The sequence below is a fragment of the Pseudomonas emilianonis genome (assembly GCF_023072625.1).
Lineage (GTDB): Bacteria > Pseudomonadota > Gammaproteobacteria > Pseudomonadales > Pseudomonadaceae > Aquipseudomonas > Aquipseudomonas paraveronii.
In genome coordinates this window covers 1-7021 of record NZ_JAKNRV010000279.1, presented here as the reverse complement: position 1 = coordinate 7021, position 7021 = coordinate 1, and the positions used below count along the sequence as shown (strand labels likewise).

The 7021-nt window shown below is 62.7% G+C and carries 6 protein-coding genes and 1 pseudogene; all 7 read left to right on the top strand.

All coding sequences use genetic code 11. From position 1 onward, the window contains the following. The coding region (locus L9Z73_RS22300) for a di-heme-cytochrome C peroxidase (RefSeq protein WP_247405552.1) at positions 1 to 374 on the top strand (374 nt) is incomplete at its 5' end. 29 nt (positions 375 to 403) lie between these two features. Beyond that, positions 404 to 1534 carry a catalase family protein gene (locus tag L9Z73_RS22295; RefSeq protein WP_430624306.1) on the top strand — a complete coding sequence of 377 codons (1131 nt, stop codon included), beginning with the start codon at positions 404 to 406 and terminating at the stop codon, positions 1532 to 1534. A 523-nt stretch (positions 1535 to 2057) separates the two neighbouring features. Then, positions 2058 to 2156, top strand: a complete 99-nt coding sequence (kdpF, locus tag L9Z73_RS22290; RefSeq protein ID WP_074851717.1) for a K(+)-transporting ATPase subunit F — start codon at positions 2058 to 2060, stop codon at positions 2154 to 2156. Between the two features lie 107 nt (positions 2157 to 2263). Next, positions 2264 to 3970, top strand: coding sequence for a potassium-transporting ATPase subunit KdpA (gene kdpA / locus L9Z73_RS22285; RefSeq protein ID WP_247405548.1), 1707 nt, complete (start codon positions 2264 to 2266; stop codon positions 3968 to 3970). Positions 3971 to 3980: 10 nt separating this feature from the next. Next, positions 3981 to 4640 (top strand): K(+)-transporting ATPase subunit C, encoded by a 660-nt coding sequence (gene kdpC, locus L9Z73_RS22280; RefSeq protein ID WP_247405546.1) that lies wholly within the window; start codon positions 3981 to 3983, stop codon positions 4638 to 4640. Between the two features lie 12 nt (positions 4641 to 4652). After that, the gene (kdpB, locus tag L9Z73_RS22275; RefSeq protein ID WP_247405543.1) at positions 4653 to 6722 is read left to right on the top strand and encodes a potassium-transporting ATPase subunit KdpB; all 2070 of its coding nucleotides are present in this window, start codon (positions 4653 to 4655) and stop codon (positions 6720 to 6722) included. 68 nt (positions 6723 to 6790) lie between these two features. Continuing rightward, positions 6791 to 7021 (top strand): annotated as a pseudogene (locus tag L9Z73_RS22270) (sensor histidine kinase KdpD); the annotation flags it as partial.

The window sequence follows — 7021 nt, the reverse complement described above, 5'->3', positions numbered from 1 at the left end:
CCATCGGCGTGCGCGAGTTGCGCGCCTACAAAGCGCGGCCGCTGGCCGGCGTGTGGGCCACCCCGCCGTTTTTGCACAACGGCTCGGTGCCGACGATTTACCAGTTGCTCTCGCCCCAGGACGAGCGCAACACCACCTTCTATAAAGGCACCTTCAACTACGACCCGCGCCACCTGGGCTTTGAGACCGGCGCGTTCAACAATGCCTTCCTGTTCGATACGCGCATCACCGGCAACCACAACAGCGGCCATGAATTCCGCGCTGGCCAACGTGGCAACGGCGTCATCGGCCGCGGCTTGTTGCCGCAGGAACGCTGGGCACTGCTGGAATACCTCAAAGTCCTCGGCGGCCCGCTGGAGCAACAACTGCCATGATTATCCACTCGCACAACCCGCAACCGTCGATGCTCGCTCGCCTGTGGCTGCGCCTCGGCGCCGTGCTCGGCAAAACCCTGTTATGGCTGGCGGCCCTTGGCCTGCTCGGCTGGCTGGCGGCCACTGCCTGGTACGCCTGGCAGCACAGCGGCGCGGTATCGCCGGACGAGCAGATTCCGTCCGGTGAAGCCGCAATGACCCAAGGCATTATCCAGACGGCAGTGCGGATCGTTGACCAACACCGCGAAGGCACGCGTTACCTACGCGATGCCCATGCCAAGGCCCACGGTTGCGTGAAGGCCGAAGTCAAGGTGCTGGCCGACCTCGACCCCGCACTGCGCCAGGGTGTCTTTGCCGAACCGGGCAAGACCTGGCAAGCCATGATGCGGCTGTCCAACGGCAACGCCTACCCGCAATTCGACAGCATCCGCGATGCGCGCGGCATGGCCATCAAGCTGCTCGACGTGCCGGGCACACAGTTGCTCGCCGACCAGCAAGCGCGGGCCGAGCAGGACTTTGTAATGTTCAGCCACCCGAACTTCTTTGTCAGCGACGTGGCCGAGTACGCGCAGAACATCGGCGCCCAGGCGGACGGCAAGAAAGTCCTGGCGTTTTTCCCCAAGCTCGACCCCCGCAGTTGGCAGGTGCGCCACCTGTTCATCGCCCTGGCGACCCTGGCCCCCGCACCGGCCAGCCCGACCCAGACCACGTACTTTTCCGTCTCGCCCTACAAGTTCGGTGCGGCCAACGCCAAGTTCCGCGTCGCGCCCGACCCGCTAAGCTGCCCGGACTATGTGCTGCCCAAGCAGAATCAGGACCTGCCGAACTTCCTGCGCAGCGCCCTGAACCAGCAACTGTCCACCGACCGCGTGCCAGCGTGTTTCGTGCTGCAGATCCAGCGACAGAACCCGCAGAAATTCATGCCGATCGAAGACACCAGCATCGAATGGAAGGAAAGCGATGCGCCCTATGAAACCGTGGCCAAGGTGACGATCCCCGCTCAGGATTTCGATACGCCGGCGTTGAACCTGGCATGCGACAACCAGTCCTTCAACCCGTGGTTCGGGCTGGAAGCGCACCGTCCCATCGGTGGGATCAATCGGTTGCGCAAAGCGGTGTACGAAGCCGTCAGCGATTACCGACATAGCCGCAACTTGTAAGGTTGGGGGCTGTGTGGGAGGGGGCTTGCTCCCTCCCACATTTAGATTTCATTACATCAGGCCGATGCTGTGTTGTACTATTTTTCGTAAAGAGTTCGTATAGTTTGCCGATTCGCCATAACGATTACGTTGCCTCTATTGAGTCACTAAGCCCGAACACTTTACCGTCACTTCCTACCCCCAAACACCCGTAGGAAGTCATCGTGGAAAGTTCAACTTTAGGCATGCTCGTCCTGTCAATGATTGCGCTCTTCGGCACCGCCGCGTTTTGCTTCGAACACCTCGCTACCCGCAGCGAGAAGAAAAAGAAAGCCAAATAAGCGGCGCGTCAACATCAGCAGAACCCCAGTTTTTCAAGGGATACCCGGGCGGCGGGCTATCCCTTTTTTTCGTTCGCCCCGTATAAACCCGCCTATATACCGTCTTAATACCGCTGCCTGTAATCAGTGCCTGGGCTTGATACCCCAGCGATTAACCTCCCCGCGTCCGCCATTGCGGCTTATTCATTCAGGGGAGTTACACCGTGCTCACACTCACGTTCATTTATATCGCCAGCGGCCTCTGCGCCGTGGGGCTGTTCGCTTACTTGGGCTACGCCCTTATTCGCGCAGAAAAATTCTAGGGAGTTCGCCATGTACGACCTGATGTTTATTGGCCTTTCCCTGATGTTTTTTGTTGCGACTGCCATGGCCATTGTCGCCATGGGCAAGATTTGAACGGAGCCACGACATGTTAAGCACGCTGCTGGAATTTGCGCTGGTCCTGGGGGTAATGACGGGACTCGCGGTACTGATGGGCAAATGGCTGACCCGGGTGTTCACCGGGGCTCACCATGCCTTGCCGGAACGTTATACCTATCGCCTGCTGGGCATTGACCCACGGGAAACCATGGGCTGGGCCCGCTACGGTTCGGCGCTGTTGTTGTCGAACGCGGCGATGATGCTGCTGGGCTATTTGGTCCTGCGCCTGCAGGCGGTGATGCCGATCAACCCGCTGGGGCTGGCCGCACAAACGCCGGACCTGGCGTTCAACACCACCGTTTCCTTTATTACCAACACCAACTGGCAGGCGTACTCGGGCGAGACCAGCCTGTCGAACTTCAGCCAGATGGCGGTCATCACCTTTTTGATGTGCGTCGGCGCCACCTCCGGGGTGGTCGCCGCGGCCGGCTTCATTCGCGGTTTGAGCCGCTCCAGCTCGGGCGATATCGGCAACTTCTGGGTCGACTTCACCCGCACGCTTTACCGCGTGATGCTGCCGCTGTGCGTGGGCATGGCGCTGGTGTATGTCTGGCAGGGCATGCCGCAGACCTTCGCCTCCCAGGCCCTGGTCACCACGCTCGAAGGCGCGCAGCAACAGTTGATTGTCGGCGCAGTGGCCAGCTTTGAATCGATCAAGCACATCGGCACCAACGGCGGCGGCTTCTTCAGCATGAACGCTGCGCACCCGTTCGAAAACCCGACGCCGCTGACCAACGCCCTGCACATCCTCAGCATGTTGCTGATCCCTTCGGCGCTGACCTACACCTTTGGCAGCATGCTGTTGCAACGTCGCCAAGGCTGGGTGTTTTTCGGCACCTTCCTGGTGATGTTCATCGGCTTCCTCGCCCTGGTTTACGGCGCCGAGCAAAACGGCAACCCGCTGCTGACCCAGGCCGGCGCCAACCAGAGCCTGTCGCTGGAACAAAGCGGCGGCAACATGGAAGGCAAGGAGCTGCGCTTCGGCATCGCCGACAGCAGCCTGTTCATCGCCACCACCACAGCGGCGACCACCGGCTCGGTCAATACCATGCACGACTCGCTGACCCCCATGGGCGGTTTCGTGCCCCTGGCGCAGATGATGCTCAACTGCGTGTTCGGCGGCGACGGCGTGGGCTTTATCAACCTGATCCAATACGCCCTGCTGACGGTGTTCCTGGTGGGCATGATGATCGGCCGCAGCCCCGAGTTCCTCGGCAAGAAAATCGAGGCGCGGGAGATGAAACTGGTGATGCTCTCGGTGCTCGCGCACCCCATCAGCATCCTCGGTTTCACCGCCCTCGCCGCCCTGTGGCCCGACACCATGGCCAGCCTCAACAACCTCGGCCCCCACGGTTTCAGCGAGGTGCTCTACGCCTACACCTCCGGCACCGCCAACAACGGCTCGGCCTTCGCCGGTTTGAACGCGAATACGCCGTTCTTCAACACCACCATCGGCCTGGCGATGTTGATCGGGCGCTTCTTCACCCTGCTGCCGATGCTCGCCGTGGCCGGTTCCCTGGCAATGAAGAAAACCGTACCTGCCGGTGCCGGCACCATTCCCACTGCGACCCCGCTGTTCATGCTGCTGGTGGTGTTCGTGGTGCTGGTGGTCGGCGGCCTGACCTTTTTGCCGGCGCTCGCGCTCGGCCCGCTGGTGGAGCAACTGCAGTTGCTGTCCGGCCAGACGTACAACTGAGGACACGTGGATGACAACTCAATCGATATTCAAAGGGCTGTTGCGCCCGGTGCTGGTTTCGGCGGTGTTTTTCATGCTGTTGACGGGGTTCGCCTACCCGGCGCTCACCACCGTGACCGCACAGCTGGTGTTCCCGTTTCAGGCCCGAGGCTCGCTGATTGAACGCGACGGCCTGGTCATGGGCTCGGCCTTGATCGGCCAGCACTTCACCCGGCCGGAGTACTTCCATGGCCGCCCGAGCATGACCCTCGGCGCCGACCCGCAAGACCCAAGCAAAAGCGTGTCGCAGCCGTACAACGCCGGTTCCAGCGGCGCCAGCAACCTGGGGCCGACCAGCCAGAAACTGCTGGACCAGGTGGCCGCACGCGTCCAGGCCTATCGCCAGGACAACGGCCTGGCCGCTGACGCCCAGGTGCCGGTGGACGCGGTCACCGCTTCCGCTTCAGGCCTCGACCCGCATATCTCGCTGGCCAATGCGCGGCTGCAACTGCCACGGGTGGCGCGCTTGCGGCAAATCCCCGAAGCCGAGCTGCTGCAACTGGTCGACCAACACACCAGCGCGCGCACCTTCGGCCTGCTCGGCGAACCACGGGTCAATGTGCTGCAACTCAACCTTGCGCTGGACGCCCGCCTGCCATCGCGCCAGCCCCCTATTGCGGCCAGTGAGTAAGAGATTTCCCTCATGAAGAATGCTCGTTTACCTCTGTTTGATCGCGCCATCGTGCTCACCGCGTGTGGGGATGCGCTGAAGAAACTGCTGCCCCAGGCGCAATGGAAAAACCCGGTGATGTTCGTGGTCTACCTGGGCAGCATCCTCACCACCCTGCTGTGGTTCCAGTCCCTGGGTGGCCAGGGTGAAGCGCCCAGCGGCTTTATCCTCAGCATTACCTTGTGGCTGTGGTTCACCGTGCTATTCGCCAACTTCGCCGAGGCCCTGGCCGAAGGACGCAGCCGCGCCCAGGCTGCCAGTCTGCGTGGGATGAAGCGCCAAACGTTGGCCAAGTTGCTGCAACAACCCCAGCATGGCAGCGCCTGGTTACCGCTCGAAGCCAGCCTGCTGCGCAAGGACAGCGTGGTGCTGATCGAAGCCGGCGACTTGGTGCCGCTGGATGGCGTGGTGATTGAAGGCGTGGCGTCGGTGGACGAAAGCGCGATCACCGGCGAATCGGCGCCGGTGATTCGCGAGGCCGGTGGCGACTTTTCCTCGGTCACCGGCGGCACACGCGTGCTGTCGGACTGGCTGGTGGTGCGCATCAGCGTCAACCCCGGCGAGTCGTTTCTGGACCGCATGATCTCGATGGTCGAATCGGCCAAGCGCCAGAAGACCCCGAACGAAGTGGCCCTGAACATCCTGCTGGTGGGCCTGACCCTGTTGTTCCTGTTGGTGATCGCCACGCTCAGTCCTTACTCGATCTTCGCCGTGGCCATGAGCGGCAGCGGCAGCGTGGTCAGCGCCACGGTGCTGGTGGCGTTGCTGGTGTGCCTGATCCCCACCACCATCGGCGGCCTGCTCTCGGCCATCGGCGTGGCGGGCATGAGCCGGATGATGTCGGCCAATGTCATCGCCACCTCCGGGCGGGCGGTCGAAGCGGCGGGCGACGTCGACGTGTTGCTGCTGGACAAGACCGGCACCATCACCCTGGGCAACCGTCAGGCCAGCAGCTTTTTGCCGGCCCCAGGGATAAAAGAGGCCGAGTTGGCGGACGCCGCGCAACTGGCGTCCCTGGCCGATGAAACCCCGGAAGGCCGCAGCATCGTGGTCCTGGCCAAACAGAAGTTCGACATTCGCGCGCGGGACATCAACCAGCTCGGCGCCAGCTTTGTCCACTTCACCGCGCAAACCCGCATGAGCGGCGTCGACCTGCCCGAAGGCCGGGCGATTCGCAAGGGCGCGGCGGACGCGATTCGCAGCCATATCGAGGCCTTGGGCGGCAGTTTTCCGACAGCCTTGCAGGCCAAGGTCGATGAAGTCGCGCGGCGCGGCAGCACGCCGCTGGTGGTCAGCGACGGTGCCAAGGCGCTGGGCGTGGTGGAACTCAAGGACGTGGTCAAGGGCGGCATCAAGGAGCGCTTCGCCGAGTTGCGGCGCATGGGCATCAAGACCGTGATGATCACCGGCGACAACCGCCTGACCGCCGCTGCCATTGCGGTGGAGGCTGGCGTGGATGACTTCCTCGCCGAGGCCCGCCCGGAAGACAAGCTGCAATTGATCCGCGACTACCAGGCCCAGGGCAAGCTCGTGGCCATGACCGGCGACGGCACCAACGACGCGCCGGCGCTGGCCCAGGCTGACGTGGCGGTGGCGATGAACAGCGGCACCCAGGCCGCCAAAGAGGCCGGCAACATGGTCGACCTCGACAGCAACCCGACCAAGCTGATCGAAGTGGTCGAGGTCGGCAAACAGATGCTGATGACGCGCGGCGCCCTCACCACCTTCAGCGTGGCGAACGACGTGGCGAAGTACTTTGCAATCATCCCGGCGGCGTTTGTCGCGACCTATCCGCAGCTCGGCGCATTGAACGTGATGCACCTGACCAGCCCCAACTCGGCGATTCTCAGTGCGGTGATTTTTAACGCGCTGATCATTGTTGCGCTGATCCCCCTGGCTCTGCGTGGCGTGACTTACCGCTCGATCGGCGCGGCGGCGTTGCTCAATCGCAACCTGCTGATCTATGGCCTGGGCGGAGTACTGGTGCCGTTTGCCGGGATCAAGCTCATCGACCTGCTACTGACAGGATTGGGCTTGGTGTAGCAGCGAAAATCCAATGTGGGAGCGGGCTTGCCCGTTCCCACACTTGAAGCGCATTTATCAGGAAGAATATGCCCGCCTTAAACGACGAACGCCCCGACCCCGACGCCCTGCTGGCGTGGGTGCAACAGAAAGAACAGGCCGCCTTGCGCGGCAAATTGCGTATCTACTTCGGCTCCAACGCCGGGGTGGGCAAGACCTGCGCCATGCTCGCTGCAGCGCAACGCGAAGTCGCCCTGGGCCGCGACCTGCTGGCCGGGGTGGTGGAAAGCCACGGCCGCACAGAAACCGCCGAGCTGCTG